The organism is Mesorhizobium sp. B2-5-7 (assembly GCF_006440875.1).
In the GTDB taxonomy this organism is placed as follows: Bacteria; Pseudomonadota; Alphaproteobacteria; order Rhizobiales; family Rhizobiaceae; genus Mesorhizobium; species Mesorhizobium australicum.
On sequence record NZ_VFUO01000001.1, the window covers coordinates 579,263 to 596,692 of the forward strand.

A 17,430-nucleotide genomic window follows, 5' to 3' on the forward strand; every position below is an offset into this window, starting at 1 on the left:
CGCTTTGTTGCTAGCCCGGTGTGGCGGATTTCAGCGCGCGCCGCAAGATGCGGTCAAGTTCACCCAGGAACCGGGAACGATCCTGCGGCGCGAAGCTGGCATTGTAGCCCTTGCTCTCGCCGGTTTCGCGCAAATGCTGTTTGAGGTCCCGCATCGCCACCGCCATGCCGATCGTCTCGAGCGTGAACGGCCGCCCGGTCGGTCCCAGCACATGCGCGCCGAGCGCCACCGTGCGGGCGGCGAGCGGAATGTCCGCCGTCACCACGATGTCGTTGGGCTTGGTGTTCTCGACGATCCAGTCGTCGGCGGCATCGGCACTCTTGGAGACCACGACATTGCGGATCATCGGGTCGCGGGAGGGGCGCAGACCGCCATTGGAAACATAGGTGACGACGACGCCATGGCGCTCGGCGACCTTTTCTACCTCCGCCTTGACCGGGCAGGCGTCGGCGTCGACGTAGATGGCGGGTGCGGGCATTGTCTCTCCGGAAACGAGCAGGGGCCGGAAACATATCCGGCCCCTGCCTGAAATCTCTCGGTCGTCAGGCCGGCAGGGCGCCGGACTTCTTGGCCGTCCAGGTGGCGATATAATCCATCAGGCCCGGATTGAGGCAGTCATAGGGTTCCAGCCCGATTGTCTTCAGCTGGGTGCGAATACCGTCCATGCGGCTTGGGTCGACACCGGATTCAATGATCGAGGAGACGAAGGCGGTGAAGCCCGGAGGCGACCAGCCGTCTTCCTCGAAGCGCTCGGGATGGATGAAGGACAGGCCCTTGAACGGATGGTCGCGCTCGACCGGTCCGTGCATGTGGACGCCGCAGCCGGTGCAGGCATGACGCTGGATCAGCGCCGAGGGGTCGACCACCTTGAGCTTGTCGCCGTTCTCGGTGACGGTGACATCGCCGGTGCCGGCGACGGCGACCACCGAGAATACAGCACCGTCCGGCTTCCAGCATTTGGTGCAGCCGCAGGCATGGTTGTGGGCGATCTGGCCCTTGACCTTCACCTTGACCGGCTTGCTGGTGCAGGCGCAGACCAGCGTGCCGCCGGCAAAGCTGGCGCTCTCCCTGGGCAGCCCATTGTCGATCTTTGGATGCAGTTTCTCCGCCATTTTTTCTCTCCTCCCATGTTTCACCACAGGGGTCGCTGGCCGGATGGCCGGCGGCGTGTGGCTGTCTTTTAGTAAACCACGACACTCCGGATCGATTTGCCCTCATGCATGAGGTCGAATCCCCTGTTGATGTCCTCGAGCTTCAGCGTGTGGGTGATCATCGGGTCGATCTGGATCTTGCCGTCCATGTACCAGTCGACGATCTTCGGCACGTCGGTGCGGCCGCGCGCGCCGCCGAAGGCGGTGCCCATCCAGCTGCGCCCGGTGACCAGTTGGAACGGCCGGGTCGAAATCTCCTGGCCAGCACCGGCGACGCCGATGACGACCGACTTGCCCCAGCCGCGATGTGAGGCCTCGAGTGCCTGGCGCATGACCTTGGTGTTGCCGGTGCAGTCGAATGTGTAGTCGGCGCCGCCGATCTGGTCGGCTCCGCGCTTGGTCATGTTGACGAGATAAGGCACGATGTCGCCGTCGATCTCCTTCGGATTGACGAAATGCGTCATGCCGAATCGCTCGCCCCATTCCTTCTTGTCGTTGTTCAGGTCGACACCGATGATCATGTCGGCGCCGGCAAGCTTCAGGCCCTGGATGACGTTGAGGCCGATGCCGCCGAGGCCGAAGACGACGGCGGTGGCGCCTTGCTCGACCTTGGCGGTGTTGATGACCGCACCAATGCCGGTGGTGACGCCGCAGCCGATGTAGCAGATCTTGTCGAAGGGGGCGTCGGGGTTGACCTTGGCCACCGCGATCTCCGGCAGCACGGTGAAGTTGGAGAAGGTCGAGCAGCCCATGTAGTGGAAGATCTTGTCCTTGCCGATCGAGAAGCGCGACGAGCCGTCCGGCATCAACCCTTGCCCCTGGGTGGCACGGATGGCGGTGCACAGATTGGTCTTCCTCGACAAACACGACGGGCACTGACGGCATTCGGGCGTATAGAGCGGGATGACATGGTCGCCCTTCCTGACCGAGGTGACGCCCTTCCCGACATCGACGACGATGCCGGCGCCCTCATGGCCGAGGATGGCGGGAAACAGGCCTTCGGGATCGGCGCCCGACAGCGTGAATTCGTCGGTGTGGCAGATGCCGGTCGCCTTGATCTCGACCAGCACCTCGCCATCGCGCGGTCCATCAAGGTCGACCTCCATGATCTCCAGCGGCTTTCCGGCGGCGACAGCGACAGCGGCGCGGGTTTTCATCGGGCAATTCCTCCAAAGGCGATTTTGAGCCAAGGTTTCAGGTTTTGAGCTGCTCATCAACTCTCAGATGAGACGAAATCTTGGCTTTCTTGACGCAGATAGCACACCGTCGACAACCAGCCCGGCTCGGCAGGGGAGTGCGACGGAAGCATTGGGAGGGACGCCCGTCATGTCGTCCGCTGCGGCACTTGAGACCTGGCGACATAGTCCATAGAACTGAACCATCTGCCGGAGGGGAATTCTGCCCGCATGTTCACCAAGATCCTGATCGCCAATCGTGGCGAGATCGCCTGCCGCGTCATCAGGACGGCGCGCAAGATGGGCATTGCCACGGTCGCCGTCTATTCCGACGCCGATCGCGATGCCGTGCATGTCGAAATGGCCGACGAGGCGGTGCATATCGGGCCGTCGCCTGCCGCGCAGAGCTACCTCGTTCCTGAAAAGATCATCGCGGCCTGCAAGGCGACGGGCGCTCAGGCCGTGCACCCCGGCTATGGCTTCCTGTCCGAGCGAGCCGCGTTCTGCGAAGCCCTGGAAGCGGAAGGCATCGTCTTCATCGGGCCGAAGCCCAAGGCCATCAAGGCGATGGGCGACAAGATCGAGTCGAAGAAATTCGCCAACGCCGCCGAGGTTTCGACGGTTCCGGGTTGGCTCGGCGTCATCGAGAATGCCGATCACGCCGAAAAGATCGCCGGCGAGATCGGCTATCCCGTGATGATCAAGGCCTCGGCCGGTGGCGGTGGCAAAGGCATGCGCATCGCCTGGGACCAGTCGGAAGTACGCGACGGATTTGACCGGGCGCGCTCGGAAGCCAAGAGTTCGTTCGGCGACGACCGTGTCTTCATCGAAAAGTTCGTGGTCGACCCGCGTCACATCGAAATCCAGGTGCTGGCCGACGGGCATGGCAACGCGCTCTATCTTGGCGAACGCGAATGCTCGATCCAGCGCCGTAACCAGAAGGTGGCGGAAGAGGCGCCATCGCCCTTCCTCGATGCCAGGACGCGCAAGGCGATGGGCGAGCAGTCGGTGGCGTTGGCCAGGGCTGTCGACTACCAGAGCGCCGGCACCGTCGAGTTCATCGTCGACAAGGACAAGAACTTCTATTTCCTTGAAATGAATACACGATTGCAGGTCGAGCATCCGGTGACCGAACTCGTCACCGGCATCGATCTGGTCGAGCAGATGATCCGCGTCGCCGCCGGCGAAAAGCTCGCCTTGAAGCAGAGCGACATCAAGCTGAACGGCTGGGCGGTGGAAAGCCGGCTCTACGCCGAGGACCCCTATCGCAATTTCCTGCCGTCGATCGGCCGGCTGACACGCTACCGGCCACCCGAGGAAGGCCGCTTCGGCGAGGTCGTCATCCGCAACGACACCGGCGTCACCGAAGGCTCGGAAATCTCCATGTTCTACGATCCGATGCTGGCCAAGCTGTGCACCTGGGCGCCGACGCGGCTCGAGGCCATCGACGCCATGTCGGAAGCGCTGGACAGCTTTGTCGTCGACGGCATCGAGCACAACATACCGTTCCTGGCGGCGCTGATGCAGCATCCACGCTGGCGGGAAGGGGCGATATCGACCGGCTTCATCGCGGAGGAATATCCCGACGGTTTTGCCCCCGTCGTGCCGAACAGCGAGGAAAAAGCCGTTCTGGCATCGATCGTCACGGCCGTGGAACTGCTGCGCCGCGACCGTCTCGACCGGCTGGGCGGGCGGCTGGCGCCGCATTCGGGAGCGCTCAAGCGCGACTGGGTGGTGAAGATCGGCGAAGAGTATTTGTCGGCGTCGATCCTCGAAGGCATGATTTCCATCCCGATGGAAATGGACCTGTCCATCGATGGCGGGAAGGCGCTGACAGTTTCGTCCGATTGGCGGCCCGGCGATCTCATCTGGCGCGGCACGGTCGGCAAGCGCAGGGTTGCCGCCCAGATCCGTCCTGTCGCCAATGGCCTCCGCATCGCCTGGAAAGGCATGTCGGTGACCGCGCGCGCCATGCTGCCGCGCACCGCCGAATTGGAACGGCTGATGCCGGAGAAAATAGCGCCGGACACGTCGAAACTGCTGCTCTGCCCGATGCCGGGCCTCGTCGTGTCGATCGCCGTTGTCGAAGGCCAGGAGGTCAAGGCGGGCGAGACGCTGGCCGTGGTCGAGGCGATGAAGATGGAAAACGTTCTGCGCGCCGAGCGCGACCTCGTCGTCTCGAAACTCAACGCCAAGCCGGGCGACAGCCTTGCCGTCGACGCGGTGATCATGGAATTCGCCTGAACGGCTGGAAGCCTGTGGGTCGGTAGTCGTTTTGTGCTGGACTGGTATCGCCCGGTCCCGGACAATACATCTCCATCGACTCAAATCTTACGGACAGCGCGAGAAACCATGGCGGATGAGAGACTTCCACGCGATCCCCTGAAGCGCGAGGCCGCGATCGCGGCCGCGCGGCCGGAGGTGCCGGCGCGGCCGTTCGTCCATCTGCGCGTGCACTCGGCCTATTCGCTGCTGGAAGGCGCGCTGCAACTAGGCAAGATCGTTGGCCATGCCGTCAAGGACGAAGCGCCGGCGATCGCGGTGACCGACACCAACAATTTGTTCGGCGCCTTGGAGTTCGCCCAGAAGGCGGTGAAGGACGGCATCCAGCCGATCATCGGCTGCCAGATCGCGCTCGCGTTTTCCGGCGAAAACAGCGACGGCCAGCGTGACCGTCGTCGGCAAGGTCCCGATATGCGGCCGGTCGTGCTGATCGCGGCGACCGAAACCGGCTATTCCAATCTGGTCCGGCTGGTCAGCCGTGTTTACCTTGAAACACCGCCCGGCGAAGCCGTGCACCTGACCACCGAAATGATGGACGGCCAATGTGACGGCCTGATTTGTCTCAGTGGCGGGCCGCGCGGCCCGATCGGCATGGCCCTGAAGGAAGATCGCCGCGATCTTGCCGAAGCGCGGCTGATAACGCTCAAGGGGATATTCGGCGACCGGCTCTATGTCGAGCTGGACCGGGTTTCGGGCTACGACCGGATGATCGAGAAATCCTCGATCGATCTCGCTTATGCCCATGAATTGCCGCTGGTTGCCACCAACGAGGCGTTCTTCTCGTCGCGCGACGAGTATGAGGCGCATGATGCGTTGATCGCCATCGCCGAGGGGTCGGTTGTCGCCGTCGACACCCGCCGCCGGCTGTCGCCGGACAATTTCCTGCGCAGTCAGGCCGATATGGCGAAATTGTTCGCCGACCTGCCTGAAGCCATCGACAACACTGTCGAGATCGCGCTGCGCTGCTCCTACTATCCAAAAACCCGCAGTCCGATCCTGCCGCGTTTCACGGGCGGCGATGCCTCCGACAAGGACGCGGCCGAAAAGGCCGAGGCCGAGGAACTGGCCCGTCAGGCGCGCGAGGGGCTCGATGCACGGCTCGCCTTGCACGGACCGACACCGGGCTACACGGTCGAGCAGTATCGAGAGCGGCTCGAATTCGAGCTTGGCATCATCGAGAAGATGAAATTCCCCGGCTACTTCCTGATCGTTGCCGACTTCATCAAATGGGCCAAGGCGCAAGGCATTCCGGTCGGGCCGGGGCGTGGTTCGGGCGCTGGTTCGCTGGTTGCCTATTCGACCACCATCACCGACATCGATCCGCTGCGTTTCTCGCTGCTGTTCGAACGCTTCCTCAATCCGGACCGCGTTTCGATGCCCGATTTCGACATCGATTTCTGCCAGGATCGCCGCGAAGAGGTGATCCGGTACGTCCAGCAGAAATACGGCCGCGACCAGGTCGGCCAGATCATCACTTTCGGTACGCTGCAGGCGCGCGCCGTGCTGCGCGACGTCGGCCGCGTGCTGCAGATGCCGTACGGCCAGGTCGACAAGCTTTCGAAAATGGTGCCGCAGAACCCGGCCAATCCGGTCAAGCTCGCCGACGCCATCGCCAACGAGCCGCGCTTTGCGGAGGAGGCCGAGAAAGAGCCGATCGTGCAGACGCTGCTCGACATGGCGCAGAAGCTGGAGGGCCTCTACCGCCACGCCTCGACGCACGCCGCCGGCATCGTCATTGGCGACCGACCGTTGTCGGAACTGGTGCCGATGTACCGCGATCCGCGCTCGGACATGCCTGTCACCCAGTTCAACATGAAATATGTCGAGCAGGCGGGGTTGGTGAAGTTCGACTTCCTCGGCCTGAAGACGCTGACGGTGCTGGAGACGGCCGTCAAGTTGATCCGCCGGCGCGGCATCGATATCGACCTGGCGACCATCCCGCTCGACGATCCCGAGACCTATGCGATGCTGTCGCGCGGCGAGGTGGTCGGCGTGTTCCAGGTGGAAAGTGCCGGCATGCGCAAGGCGCTGATCGGTATGCGGCCCGACTGCATCGAGGACATCATCGCGCTGGTTGCCCTCTACCGGCCGGGACCGATGGAGAACATCCCGACCTACAACGCCAGAAAGCATGGCGAGGAGGAGATGGCCTCGATCCATCCCAAGATCGACCATCTGGTGAAGGAGACGCAAGGCGTCATCGTCTACCAGGAACAGGTGATGCAGATCGCGCAGGAGCTGTCCGGCTATTCGCTTGGCGAAGCCGACCTTCTGCGGCGCGCCATGGGCAAGAAGATCCGCGCCGAGATGGACAAGCAGCGCGAACGCTTTGTCTCCGGCGCGGTCGAGCGCGGCGTCGCAAAGCCGCAAGCCGACTTCATTTTCGACCTGCTGGCAAAGTTCGCCGACTACGGTTTCAACAAGTCTCATGCGGCCGCCTACGCTGTCGTCTCCTACCAGACCGCCTATCTCAAGGCGCATTATCCGGTCGAGTTCCTGGCAGCGTCGATGACGCTAGACATGGGTAACACCGACAAGCTCGCCGACTTCCGCCAGGATGCGCTGCGCCTTGGCATCGAAGTCCTGGCGCCGTCAGTGATGACGAGTTTCCGTGCCTTCGAGGTCGGGGAGAACCGGATCTATTATTCGATGGCCGCGCTGAAGGGCGTCGGCGATGCCGCGGTGGAGCACATCGTCGCCGTTCGCGGCGAAAAGCCGTTCAAGAGCCTGGCCGATTTCTGCGAGAGGGTCGACCCGAAGATCGTCGGCAAACGGGTTTTCGAAAGCCTGATCATGGCCGGCGCGCTCGACTGCTTCGGCCACGACCGCGCCCAGATGTTGGCCGGCGTCGAGCGGATGATGGGGCTGGCGTCGCTCGCCCAGCAGAACGCCGTTTCGGGTCAGGCCGACATCTTCGGCGCCTCGCTCGGCGCACAGTCGCAGGCGCTCAATCTGCCGGCGACCGATCCGTGGCTCGCTGCCGACCGCCTGCACCGCGAGTTCCAGGTCGTCGGCTTCTATCTCTCGGCGCATCCGCTCGACGAGTACAAGGCGGCGCTGCAGAAGATGCGGGTGCAGAACTGGGCGGAGTTCTCCGCCGCCGTCAAGCGCGGTGCTTCCGCCGGCCGGCTTGCCGGCACCGTTACCAGCAAGCAGGAGCGCAAGACGCGCACCGGCAACAAGATGGGCGTGGTGGCCTTTTCGGACACCTCCGGCCAATACGAGGCCGTATTGTTTTCAGAAGGTTTGGCCCAGTATCGCGACCTCCTCGAAGCCGGCCGCTCGGTTGTCATCACTGTCGCGGCGGAGGACAGGCCCGAGGGCGTCAACCTGCGCATCAACTCCGTGCAATCGCTGGAGGACGAGGCAAGCCGCATCCAGAAGGCGCTGCGCATCTTCGTCAGGAACGATGGACCTGCCTCGATGATCCAATCCCAACTCACGCAGCGGGGTGAAAGCCAGGTGAGCATCATCGTGATCAAGGAAGAGGCGCAGGGCGAGGTCGAGATCGCTCTGCAAGGCGGCTATCGCGTCTCGCCACAGATCGCCTCGGCAATGCGCGCCGTGCCGGGCGTGATTGAAGTGGAACTGGTGTGATCTGCGCGCTTACCAGGCGGCACTCCGCGGGCCGGCACCGGCTGCTCATGCCAGCATGAAGGCCAAGGAGAGGCGTCCATCGCAGAACCTTTCCGCGACGGCGCGATTACGCGACAGGCTGCGCAGGCTCTATCACGGACGCTCGCCGGCCGCGTTCCGGTTCCAACTGGTGGCTGTCATCATCGACCTCGCCATCATCGCTTTTTTCATCGCCACCCCGGTCATCCAGCAGTCGCCCTCGTTTCTGTGGCTAGACTATGCCGTGGCGGCTCTCGTCGCCGCCGATCTGATTGCCAGGCTGCTCGCCTCCAACGACATGCTGCGCCTGACGAAGCAGCCGACCTTTTGGGTGGATGCCTTCATCCTTCTGACGCTGCTGATGCCGACGGCTCTCGCGAGCCTCGGCTTTCTGCGCATCCTGCGGCTATGGTCGCTGTCGCGCAGCGGTTCGATCTGGCGGCATTTCGAGATGCGTGGCCTGCGGCCCTGGCGCGAGGCAAGCCACGCGGTGATCAACCTTTTGACCTTTCTCTTTGTCATCACGGGCTTCGTCTACACGTTCTTTTTTCGCAACGGAGCCGGACTGGAAAACTACATCGACGCGCTTTACTTCACCGTCGCGACCGTGACGACGACAGGCTTCGGCGACATCGTGCTGCCGGGCATCGCCGGCAAGCTGACGGCGATCGTAACCATGATCATCGGCATATCGCTGTTCGTCAGGCTGGCGCAGGCGATCTTTCGGCCGGCCAAGGTGTTCTTTCCCTGTCCGCAATGCGGGTTGCAGCGTCACGAGCCGGACGCCGTACACTGCAAGGCGTGCGGACACGTGCTCAACATTCCAGACGAAGGGAACTGACTGGCAACGCTATGACGCCGCGACTTCTGCCGGCTTGACTGCCTTGCGCTGCAAGTTGAGCAGATTGCCCATCAGGATCAGCAATGCACCGCCAGCGGTGAAGGCGTCGATCTGCTCGCTGTAAAGCAGCCAGCCGATGAGCGCCGACAACGGTACACGCAGGAAATCCATCGGCGAAATGACGGTGGCGTCGGCATAGCCAAGCGCACGGGCCATGCAAAAATGCGACGACATGCCGGTGAAGGCGATCAGCACGATCCATGGCCACAGTTCCAGCGGCGGGTTGCGCCACTCGTAAAGGGCTGGAACGAGGCCGACCACCGACTGGATGATCAGCATCCAGAAGATAATGCGCACGACGCTGTCCGTCCGCGTCAGCGACTTGACCAGGACCACCGAGATGCCGAAGCAAACCGCGGCGCCGAGCACGATGAGATGGCCCGGATCGACCGAGCCCACACCGGGGCGAACGATGATTACCACCCCGATCAGGCCCAGCACGATCGCGGCAAGCTTTGGCCGGGACAACCTTTCACCAAGAAAGGTCACCGCCAGGATAGCCGTCCAGATCGGTGTGGTGAATTCGATCGAAATCAGCACGGCCAACGGAATCAAGGTCAATGCGTAGAGCCATGCCGCCTGCCCGGTATAGTGGATGACGTTTCTGGCGATATGAGCGACGGGCCGCTGCGTGCGCATCGCCGCGAAGCCGCCGCTCATCATCACCAGCGGCAGCAGAATGAAGAACCCGATGACCGAGCGCAGTTCCAGCACCTGGAAGACGTTGAGCTCGGCGGTCGTGGCGCGGCCGGCGACCGACATCGCCAGGAACGAGGCGATCGACAGCGCCATCCAGAAAGCGGCCTTGGGGATCGAGGGGGTAGGTGCCATGTCAGCTATCTCGCAAGCCGGGGTTTTTGCCGCAACCACTAGCCGCCGCATTTGACTGGGCCAGAGATATTGGCGCGACGTTGCAAAACAGCCCTGTCGCGGGCGGAACCTGACATGGCAAGCCGCGTTGAGTCGCGATGTCCGCTTGAGCATCACCGATCGCCGTTCCACCCGTCACAAGGAGACCTTCGATGACATTACTCACGCGGTTTGTGCTTGCCGGGTGCCTGGCCGTCGCGGCCACAGCCGCGCATGCGGACGAGAGCAAATTTCTCCAATCCTTCAAGGGCAATTTCGCCGGCAAGGGAACCGTTCAGGTGACGACGCAGGCGCCAACGGTCAGCGTTTCCTGCACGTTCAAATCGAATGCGACATCGTCTTCGCTGTCCCTCGACGGCAACTGCCGCGGCCTGATCCTGGTGACACGCGCCATCAGTGCTCGCCTGAAGACCAGCGGCGCCAAATACAGCGGTGTCTATGTGGGATCGCGCACCGGACCGGCGCAGTTGAACGGAAGCCGTTCCGGCAATGCGATAAACCTCGCCATCCGCTGGGCCAAGGAGGTCAATGGCGACCGCGCCGCGCAGCTTACCGTGCAGAAAAACGGTGCGGACGGCATAGTCTTGACCGTGGTCGACCGCGATCCCAAGACCGGCAAGAGCGTGGTGACCAGCCGCATCGATCTTCGACGCAGCTGATCGGGTTCAATCTTCCAGCGGCTCCGGCGGATGGGCGTCGCGGCCCTTGCCGAAGGTGTAGCCGGTTTGCACCGCCTTGCGGCCGAACTTGTCGCGTAGTGCATCGATGGCGCCTTCGGCCATGGCGCGCTTGCGCGACTGCACATCGACCAAATCCGGCGGATCGGCCTTATCATCGTCGGAGAGGTCGCTGACGCCGATGCCGAGCAATCGGAATTTCGTTCCGTCGGTCTCCTTGCGAAGAAGTTCCACGCCGGTCGAAAAGATGCGGTCGGCGAGGCGGGTCGGGTCGCCGAGCTGACGGTTGCGCGTGCGGAGCCTGAAGTCCTGGGTCTTCAGCTTCAGCACCACGGTGCGCCCCGCAATGCCTGATTTCTTCAGCCTCGCCGAGACTTTTTCCGAAAGGCCCCTCAGCACCGAGACAAGCTCGTCCAGTGAGGCGATATCGGTGTCGAAAGTGGTTTCGGCCGATACGCTCTTGGCGTCCTGGTCTGGGTCGACGCGGCGGACATCCTCACCGCGCGAAAGCCGGTAGAGCCGTTCGCCCATCACCCCATAGCGGCGCATCAGGTCGCCACGCTCCATCTTCTGGAGCTGGCCGATCGTGCGGATGCCATCCTGTTCCAGCGTGGCGTTGAACGCCTTGCCGACGCCCCAGATCATGGTCACCGGCTGCGTGGCCAGAAAGCCGACCGCCTCCGCCTCGCCGATGACGGAAAAGCCGCGCGGTTTGCGGAAATCGGACGCTATCTTGGCGAGGAATTTGCAATAGGACAGGCCTGATGAAACGGTGATGCCGATCTCCTTCTCCACCGCCAGCGAAAAGCGCGCCAGCACCACGGCCGGTGGCAGTCCGTGCAGGCGCTCGGTGCCGGCGAGGTCGAGGAAGGCCTCATCGATCGACAACGGCTCGACCAGCGGTGTCAAAGCCTGCATCATGGCGCGCACCTCGCGGCCGACGGCCACGTACTTTTCCATGTTGGGCGCGATCACGACCGCCTCCGGGCAGGCCTCGAGCGCCTTGAACATCGGCATGGCGGAGCGCACGCCGCGGATGCGAGCGATGTAGCAGGCGGTGGAGACGACACCGCGCTTGCCGCCGCCGATGATCAGCGGCTTGTCCTTGAGCGCAGGGTTGTCGCGCTTCTCGATGGCCGCGTAGAAGGCGTCGCAATCGATATGGGCGAGGTGCAGCCGGTAAAGCTCGGGATGGCGGGCAAGGCGAGGGCTGCCGCAGCGTTCGCAACGGCGCGTTTCACTGCGCTGAAAGGTCAGGCAGTCACGACAAAAACCGTGGTCGGGATTGTTGACAGGGGTCGCCATCGCTGCGAACATAAAGAGAACAAAACCAATGGTACGACAGCGCAAGGCCAGCGACAAGCCTGGCCTGGGGAGAACGCATGAGCACGACCGTAGTGCCGCTGGCGCCAGAGCTCTGGCCTGAATTCGAGGACCTTTTCGGCAAGCAGGGCGCCTGCTACGGCTGCTGGTGTACCCATTTCCGGCTGGCGCCGGCGGCGCGGCGCGAGAGCAGTCGTGAACGCAACAAGGATCACATCAAGGCGCGCATCGAAGCCGGCCCGCCGCCCGGCCTGCTGGCTTTCGAGGACGGCAAGGCGGTCGGCTGGATGCAGATCGGGCCACGCGCCGACGTGCCCGAATGGAATAACAAGGGCAGGGGCTCGGCGCCGATCGATCCCGCCGACGCGTCCGATCCGGCCGTTTGGGCGATCTCATGCTTTTTCATCCGCGCCAAGGCGCGCGGCAGGGGCATCACCCACCGCCTCGTCGAAGGCGGCATCGAGTTCGCCCGCAGGAACGGGGCGCGGCTCGTCGAGGCCTGCCCGATCGACCTGTCGCGCGATTCGCGTTCGATCGGCCTGTTTGTCGGGTCATCGGGAGTGTTCGAGAAAGCCGGGTTCGAAAGGCTTGTGGAGCGCAAGGCCGGTCGACCGCTGATGCGGCTGGTGTTGAAGCCGATTGCCTGACTGTCATCGTCTTGCAGTCGCGATGGTATTTCCCTACCAGAGATACGAGACCATTTGCCTTTTCGACCGAACGGAGAATTCCCGTGAACCGTATGCTGCCTATTGCCTTTACCGCGTTCCTGCTGAGCGCGCCTGCTTTCGGCCAGACCGTCGACAGTCAGGGCGCCAAGCAATTGTCCGATGACCTGTCGCGCTATGTCGGCAAACAGGCGCTCGACAAGGGCATCCTGAAGGTTTCGGCCGAGGGCGACGCCTACAAGATCGTGGTTGATTTCAAGGCGCTGGCCAGCAGCTTTCCCGACCAGAAACTGGTGAAATTCGACCTTGCGCCCTACGCCCTGCTGGTCAAGCCGCGCAGCGACGGGTCCTGGGATGTCTCGATGGATTTTTCGCAGAGCGCCTCCTTTGAATTCAACGGCCCTCAGGGAAAGCAGAGCACGCAGTTCTCGATCAAGGATGGCAAGGGCAACGGCGTCTACGACCCCAAGTTGGCGGCCTTCACCAGCGCCACGAGCTCGATGGCCGGGATGACGATGTCGTCGCAGGACGCCAAGCAAAAGATGGATGTGACCGCCGGTGCCGGCACCGTGACGCTTTCCGCGACCAAGGCGACCAATGGCGGCGTTGATTTCACGACGTCGCAAAAGATTTCGAACTTCGTCGAAGCGATAAAATTCAACGACGCCGAGAGCGGGCTGAATTTTCCCGTCACCGTGAAGTCGCCGGAATTTTCCGTGGAGGCCAGCGGCAAGGGCGTGCAGACCAAGCCTCTGCTCGATCTCCTGGCGTTTGCCGTGGCCAATGAGGACGAGAAGACGCTGAAGGCAAACCAGGCGCAGCTCAAGTCGCTTCTGCTTGCAGCGCTTCCGGTGTGGGAGCGTATCGACGGAACCTATGGCTTCAAGGACTTCGCGGTCGACAGCCCTATCGGCACGTTCGGAGCAACCCAGTTCGGCATAGCGTTCGGTTCCGACGGCGTCGCCCAGAACGGAAAGGTCAGCTATGGCATCAAGGCTTCGGGGCTGACCGTGCCGCAGCAGCTTTTGCCGAGCTGGAGCGTGGCGCTGCTGCCCACCGATATCGACCTGAATTTCGGCGGCGCCAACATCGATCTCGACAGCATGGCAAAGAAGGCCATCGAAGCCTTTGATCTCAACCAGGATCCGCCGCTGCCGGCCGAGTTCGGCGACCAGCTCAAAGCCGAATTCCTGGCCAAGACGCCGAAGGTCGTCATCGGCCACAGTACCGTGAAGAACAAGGACATGGAGATCGCACTGGAAGGCGAGATGACAAGCTTCGGCCAGAAACCCGACGCAAATCTCACTGTCGACGTCGCTGGCTTCGACAAGATCATGGAGCATCTGCAGGAAGCGGCGAAGGCGGAGCCGGAAGTCGGGCAGTACGTGCCTGTCGCTCTCATGGCGAAGGGTTTTGCCAAGACGCTGCCGGACGGCAAGCTGGAATGGGCTATCAACACCAAGGCCGACGGCTCGGTCACCGTCAACGGCGTCATGCTGAAGCCCGCCGACCCGGCGGTGGACGATAGCGTCGACGACGGTGACGGTTCGGACGATGAGAGCGGCGGCGATAATGGCGGTAGCGATAATGGCGGCGGCGCTAACGGCGGGGCAGGGGCGAAGCTCAATCCTTGAGTGTTCTGCCCTTGAGCAAATCCGGAACAGTGCGAACCGGTTTTTTCGTCCGGGATCGCACCAAAACGCCTGGATTAGAACCCCAGCGCGCCAGCGATCTTAGGCGCGGCTTCGTGCCAATCCTGGACGACGATGACATCGTCCGGGACCGATGGCAGGAACGTACGCAGCGAATTGTCGGCCATCAGATGGAATAGGTTTGCGTCGGCGACCGAGTCACGCACCGACGCCAGATTGGCTGGCTGATCGTCGACGAAGACCACCGGCCTGCCGCTCTTGCCGCGCAGTTTGGCTACCGCCGGGCCCTTGGCCATTTCGGTGGTCAGCAGCGGATAGGCTAGCCCCAGTGCATCGAGATGGGCGCGTCGCACGGCGCGATGCCGGTGCGGCATGGCTGTCAGCAATATGATTTCGGCACGGTCTCCAAGCCCGGTCAGGGCTTCCGCGGCGCCATCGGTGATGCTTTGCCAATCGGCTTGCGCGTCGAAGAAATCGCCGAGGAGTGCGGTGACTTCGGGTTGTTCGATCAGGCGGCCGCTGGCTGTCTCGGCAATGTTGCCGGTCAGCCGGAAGGACGCCAGCGTCAGGCCATAGCCGCGCGCCTTGAGGAAATGCGGGAAGGGCCGGATGAATTCGAGCACCACGTCGTCGACATCGAGCACCAGCAGCGGTCGGTCGTCAGCCGCCAGTTCCTCGATCTGGCGCGCGGTTTCGGGATCATCGCTCATGTGGAGTGCTCGTGATTGTCATCGCCGAGCGGCAAGACGCGCAACGCCTTGCCGACAGCCGCTGGTGGCGTGCCGGTTTCCTCGGCGAAGCGCATTAAGGTCGGCTCGTGGGCGAGAATGAACTGCAGGACGCCGGCCATGAAACCCGGCTCGCCGGCCGCCCGGCGGATCGAATGCGCCTCTATTCCCGTGATTGCCAGAAAGCGCGGTAAAAGCTCCGGATCGGCGGCAACGAAGCCCAGTGCCTTGACGGCAATGGTTTCCGCCTCTTCGCGCATTGACGCTGCGTTTGCCATCACTACCTTCGGTGCGTGGAATGAGTCTCTCCCGCAGTAATGGCAAGAATTGCTTGCGGCAAGCCATTAGCGTGTGGCGCGCCTTTTGGACGCGCAGGGAGGCGAGGCGGAATTCGTGCTGCTTTGCAGGCTTCGGGTTTCCGTTTCGTCAATCATATTGCCGTATAGTGCAGCAGGGTTTGGTGCGTTCAAGGAAAGAGCGCATGACGGCCACCTCCGGGCGGAGGACGGCCGGGACGGGATGTCGATGACTAAGAAGGTGATGATCGTCGAGGACAATGAGCTCAATATGAAGCTCTTTCGGGACCTCATCGAAGCAAGCGGTTACGAGACGGTGCGCACCCGCAACGGTCTGGAGGCGCTCGACCTTGCGCGCCAGCACCGGCCGGACCTCATCCTGATGGACATCCAACTGCCCGAAGTGTCGGGACTGGAAGTGACCAAATGGCTGAAAGAGGACGACGATCTGCACGTCATCCCGGTGATTGCGGTGACTGCCTTCGCGATGAAAGGCGACGAGGAACGCATCCGCCAAGGCGGCTGCGAGGCGTATATTTCGAAGCCGATCTCGGTGCCGCGTTTCATCGAAACCATCAAATCTTATCTGGGCGATGCCTGATGTACCCTTCCAGCCGAGCCGGAGCGTTGTGAAATGACTGCGCGGATCCTCGTCGTCGACGACATCCCTGCCAATGTGAGGCTGCTGGAAGTCCGGCTGCTGGCCGAGTATTTCGAGGTTCTGACCGCCACCAATGGGGCCGATGCGATCGAGACCTGCGAGAACGGCAAGGTGGATGTCGTGCTGCTCGACGTAATGATGCCCGACATGGACGGGTTCGAGGTCTGCCGGCGATTGAAGAGCGATCCGGCGACGTCGCACATTCCGGTGGTGATGATCACCGCGCTCGATCAGGTCACCGACCGCGTGCGCGGGCTCGAGGCCGGTGCCGACGATTTCCTGACCAAGCCGGTCAACGACTTGCAGCTGATGACGCGCGTCAAGAGCCTGGTCCGCCTGAAGTCGTTGACCGACGAGCTTCGGCTGCGCGCCTCGACCACGCGCAACATCGGCATCGAAGAACTTTTGAGCCGCAATTTCGCGTCCGAGGACACGACGCCGAAGGTGCTTTTGATCGACGAGCGCAAATCGTCGGTCGAGCGCATCCAGAAGATGCTGCGCGATCGTGCCGACCTCGACGTCACGGGCGATCCGCATGCCGGGTTCTTCCAGGCCGCGGAGACGCCCTATGAATGCGTGATGATCTCGACGGCCTTCGCCGATTTCGATCCGCTCAGGCTCTGCTCGCAACTGCGCTCGCTCGACCGCACCCGTTTCGTGCCGATCATCCTGCTGGCGGAGGAGGGCGAGGAGGAGCGCATCATCCGAGGGCTCGAACTCGGCATCAACGACTATCTGATGCGGCCGATCGACCAGCAGGAACTGACGGCGCGGCTGCGTACCCAGGTGCGCCGCAAGCGCTACAATGACCAATTGCGCGCCAGTGTCACCCAGACCATCGAAATGGCCGTGACCGACGGCCTCACCGGGCTGCACAATCGCCGCTATCTAGACAGCCATCTGCAGACGCTGTTCGATCGCGCCGTGGCGCGGCGCCGGCCGCTGTCGGTGATGATCACCGATCTCGACCGCTTCAAGTCCATCAATGATGCGCATGGGCATGACGGCGGCGACGAGGTGCTGCGCGAATTCGCGCGGCGGCTGCGCAAGAACGTCCGGGGTATCGACCTTGCCTGCCGGTTCGGCGGCGAGGAGTTCGTGGTGGTAATGCCCGATACCGACGGCGCAGTGGCCGAGAAGGTGGCCGAGCGCATTCGTGCCGAAATCGCCCAGATGCCGTTCGCCATCGGCGCCGAGGGCAAGACGATCGAGGTCACCGTCAGTGTTGGCGTGTCATCGGTGCTGAAGGGCGTGGACACGGTGGCGGCATTGATGAAACGCGCCGATCTCGCGCTCTACGAAGCCAAGAGCGGCGGCCGCAACCGCGTCGTTGCCAAGGCAGCTTGACGCTCCGGCCGCGATAATCCGGTCAACCCCAACAGGGTTACCCATTTACCTTAATCCAAGCGATTCGCGAGCCTTGGTTAAGAAAC

Annotated in this window: 15 protein-coding genes; 8 read left to right on the top strand and 7 right to left on the bottom strand. The window is 62.8% G+C overall.

Going from position 1 to position 17,430, the window contains the following annotated elements; all coding sequences use genetic code 11:
• Positions 1 to 10 precede the first annotated feature (10 nt).
• The 3 genes from FJ543_RS02815 to FJ543_RS02825 form a co-directional block, all read right to left on the bottom strand.
• Positions 11 to 478 (bottom strand): YaiI/YqxD family protein, encoded by a 468-nt coding sequence (locus FJ543_RS02815; protein ID WP_140873688.1) that lies wholly within the window; start codon positions 476 to 478, stop codon positions 11 to 13.
• 64 nt (positions 479 to 542) lie between these two features.
• Positions 543 to 1,112 (bottom strand): S-(hydroxymethyl)glutathione synthase, encoded by a 570-nt coding sequence (gfa, locus tag FJ543_RS02820; protein WP_140873690.1) that lies wholly within the window; start codon positions 1,110 to 1,112, stop codon positions 543 to 545.
• Between the two features lie 68 nt (positions 1,113 to 1,180).
• Positions 1,181 to 2,308, bottom strand: a complete 1,128-nt coding sequence (locus FJ543_RS02825; RefSeq protein ID WP_140793377.1) for an S-(hydroxymethyl)glutathione dehydrogenase/class III alcohol dehydrogenase — start codon at positions 2,306 to 2,308, stop codon at positions 1,181 to 1,183.
• A gap of 249 nt (positions 2,309 to 2,557) precedes the next feature.
• Here FJ543_RS02825 and FJ543_RS02830 point away from each other — a divergent pair, with 249 nt between their 5' ends.
• The 3 genes from FJ543_RS02830 (at position 2,558) to FJ543_RS02840 (ending at position 9,065) form a co-directional block, all read left to right on the top strand.
• The gene (locus FJ543_RS02830) at positions 2,558 to 4,570 is read left to right on the top strand and encodes an acetyl/propionyl/methylcrotonyl-CoA carboxylase subunit alpha (protein ID WP_140873692.1); all 2,013 of its coding nucleotides are present in this window, start codon (positions 2,558 to 2,560) and stop codon (positions 4,568 to 4,570) included.
• Positions 4,571 to 4,678: 108 nt separating this feature from the next.
• On the top strand, positions 4,679 to 8,206 hold the full coding sequence (dnaE, locus tag FJ543_RS02835) for a DNA polymerase III subunit alpha (RefSeq protein WP_140873694.1): 3,528 nt from the start codon (positions 4,679 to 4,681) through the stop codon (positions 8,204 to 8,206).
• Positions 8,207 to 8,261: 55 nt separating this feature from the next.
• Complete coding sequence (locus tag FJ543_RS02840; RefSeq protein ID WP_140661174.1) at positions 8,262 to 9,065, top strand: potassium channel family protein; 804 nt, start codon at positions 8,262 to 8,264, stop codon at positions 9,063 to 9,065.
• A 9-nt stretch (positions 9,066 to 9,074) separates the two neighbouring features.
• On the opposite strand, the gene FJ543_RS02845 is transcribed toward FJ543_RS02840, so the two are convergent.
• Complete coding sequence (locus FJ543_RS02845) at positions 9,075 to 9,956, bottom strand: DMT family transporter (protein ID WP_140661175.1); 882 nt, start codon at positions 9,954 to 9,956, stop codon at positions 9,075 to 9,077.
• Between the two features lie 191 nt (positions 9,957 to 10,147).
• On the opposite strand from FJ543_RS02845, the gene FJ543_RS02850 reads away from it, so the two are divergent.
• Positions 10,148 to 10,654 carry a hypothetical protein gene (locus FJ543_RS02850; RefSeq protein ID WP_015317615.1) on the top strand — a complete coding sequence of 169 codons (507 nt, stop codon included), beginning with the start codon at positions 10,148 to 10,150 and terminating at the stop codon, positions 10,652 to 10,654.
• 6 nt (positions 10,655 to 10,660) lie between these two features.
• Here FJ543_RS02850 and FJ543_RS02855 read toward each other — a convergent pair whose 3' ends face one another.
• Complete coding sequence (locus tag FJ543_RS02855) at positions 10,661 to 11,989, bottom strand: DNA polymerase IV (protein WP_041163442.1); 1,329 nt, start codon at positions 11,987 to 11,989, stop codon at positions 10,661 to 10,663.
• A 65-nt stretch (positions 11,990 to 12,054) separates the two neighbouring features.
• Here FJ543_RS02855 and FJ543_RS02860 point away from each other — a divergent pair, with 65 nt between their 5' ends.
• Positions 12,055 to 12,642 carry a GNAT family N-acetyltransferase gene (locus FJ543_RS02860; protein ID WP_015317617.1) on the top strand — a complete coding sequence of 196 codons (588 nt, stop codon included), beginning with the start codon at positions 12,055 to 12,057 and terminating at the stop codon, positions 12,640 to 12,642.
• A gap of 92 nt (positions 12,643 to 12,734) precedes the next feature.
• A complete protein-coding gene (locus tag FJ543_RS02865) occupies positions 12,735 to 14,294 on the top strand; it encodes a hypothetical protein (RefSeq protein WP_140874447.1) in 1,560 nt (519 codons plus the stop codon).
• A 74-nt stretch (positions 14,295 to 14,368) separates the two neighbouring features.
• Here the strand turns inward: FJ543_RS02865 and FJ543_RS02870 are convergent, their stop codons facing one another.
• A complete protein-coding gene (locus FJ543_RS02870; protein ID WP_015317619.1) occupies positions 14,369 to 15,022 on the bottom strand; it encodes a hypothetical protein in 654 nt (217 codons plus the stop codon).
• Complete coding sequence (locus tag FJ543_RS02875) at positions 15,019 to 15,318, bottom strand: DUF3572 domain-containing protein (RefSeq protein ID WP_015317620.1); 300 nt, start codon at positions 15,316 to 15,318, stop codon at positions 15,019 to 15,021. Before FJ543_RS02875 ends, FJ543_RS02870 begins: the two co-directional genes overlap by 4 nt.
• Before the next feature lie 262 nt (positions 15,319 to 15,580).
• Between FJ543_RS02875 and FJ543_RS02880 the strand changes: the two genes are divergently transcribed.
• Entirely contained in the window at positions 15,581 to 15,937 is a 357-nt protein-coding gene (locus FJ543_RS02880; RefSeq protein WP_280110242.1) for a response regulator, read from the top strand.
• Positions 15,938 to 15,970: 33 nt separating this feature from the next.
• The gene (locus FJ543_RS02885; protein ID WP_015317622.1) at positions 15,971 to 17,344 is read left to right on the top strand and encodes a PleD family two-component system response regulator; all 1,374 of its coding nucleotides are present in this window, start codon (positions 15,971 to 15,973) and stop codon (positions 17,342 to 17,344) included.
• Positions 17,345 to 17,430 lie beyond the last annotated feature (86 nt).

What these genes read in the sequence shown, in the direction of transcription:
- FJ543_RS02815 (WP_140873688.1), bottom strand. Translation starts at nt 478, where the DNA reads ATGCCCGCACCCGCCATCTACGTCGACGCCGACGCCTGCCCGGTCAAG.
- gfa (WP_140873690.1), bottom strand. Translation starts at nt 1,112, where the DNA reads ATGGCGGAGAAACTGCATCCAAAGATCGACAATGGGCTGCCCAGGGAG.
- FJ543_RS02825 (WP_140793377.1), bottom strand. Translation starts at nt 2,308, where the DNA reads ATGAAAACCCGCGCCGCTGTCGCTGTCGCCGCCGGAAAGCCGCTGGAG.
- FJ543_RS02830 (WP_140873692.1), top strand. Translation starts at nt 2,558, where the DNA reads ATGTTCACCAAGATCCTGATCGCCAATCGTGGCGAGATCGCCTGCCGC.
- dnaE (WP_140873694.1), top strand. Translation starts at nt 4,679, where the DNA reads ATGGCGGATGAGAGACTTCCACGCGATCCCCTGAAGCGCGAGGCCGCG.
- FJ543_RS02840 (WP_140661174.1), top strand. Translation starts at nt 8,262, where the DNA reads ATGAAGGCCAAGGAGAGGCGTCCATCGCAGAACCTTTCCGCGACGGCG.
- FJ543_RS02845 (WP_140661175.1), bottom strand. Translation starts at nt 9,956, where the DNA reads ATGGCACCTACCCCCTCGATCCCCAAGGCCGCTTTCTGGATGGCGCTG.
- FJ543_RS02850 (WP_015317615.1), top strand. Translation starts at nt 10,148, where the DNA reads ATGACATTACTCACGCGGTTTGTGCTTGCCGGGTGCCTGGCCGTCGCG.
- FJ543_RS02855 (WP_041163442.1), bottom strand. Translation starts at nt 11,989, where the DNA reads ATGTTCGCAGCGATGGCGACCCCTGTCAACAATCCCGACCACGGTTTT.
- FJ543_RS02860 (WP_015317617.1), top strand. Translation starts at nt 12,055, where the DNA reads ATGAGCACGACCGTAGTGCCGCTGGCGCCAGAGCTCTGGCCTGAATTC.
- FJ543_RS02865 (WP_140874447.1), top strand. Translation starts at nt 12,735, where the DNA reads ATGCTGCCTATTGCCTTTACCGCGTTCCTGCTGAGCGCGCCTGCTTTC.
- FJ543_RS02870 (WP_015317619.1), bottom strand. Translation starts at nt 15,022, where the DNA reads ATGAGCGATGATCCCGAAACCGCGCGCCAGATCGAGGAACTGGCGGCT.
- FJ543_RS02875 (WP_015317620.1), bottom strand. Translation starts at nt 15,318, where the DNA reads ATGGCAAACGCAGCGTCAATGCGCGAAGAGGCGGAAACCATTGCCGTC.
- FJ543_RS02880 (WP_280110242.1), top strand. Translation starts at nt 15,581, where the DNA reads ATGATCGTCGAGGACAATGAGCTCAATATGAAGCTCTTTCGGGACCTC.
- FJ543_RS02885 (WP_015317622.1), top strand. Translation starts at nt 15,971, where the DNA reads ATGACTGCGCGGATCCTCGTCGTCGACGACATCCCTGCCAATGTGAGG.